1 pseudogene is annotated in these 265 nt (G+C 59.6%); it reads left to right on the top strand.

Annotation, left to right across the window (positions count from 1 at the left end):
* Positions 1–265 (top strand): annotated as a pseudogene (locus QMN93_RS26195) (D-lactate dehydrogenase); the annotation flags it as partial.

Here is a 265-nt window from a genome sequence, read left to right as displayed (position 1 = left end):
GCATTTACCGGAGCGGATGAAAACCTGGCGTGATAAATATGAACATCATCTGCTGCTGAAGATGGCTGGCGACGGCATCGAAGAAGCGCAGCGTTGGTTGACGGAGTACTTCCAGCAGGCCGAGGGGGATTTCTTCGCCTGTACGCCGGAGGAAGGCAGCAAGGCGTTCCTCCATCGCTTTGCCGCCGCCGGCGCGGCGATCCGCTATCAGGCGGTGCATGCCGACGAAGTCGAAGATATTCTGGCGCTGGATATCGCCCTGCGC

The sequence above is a fragment of the Enterobacter sp. R-1.6.2 genome (assembly GCF_035064085.1).
GTDB classification, from domain to species: domain Bacteria; phylum Pseudomonadota; class Gammaproteobacteria; order Enterobacterales; family Enterobacteriaceae; genus Enterobacter; species Enterobacter asburiae_B.
Note: the sequence above shows the minus strand (reverse complement) of the source record. Positions and strands in the feature narration are given on the sequence as shown.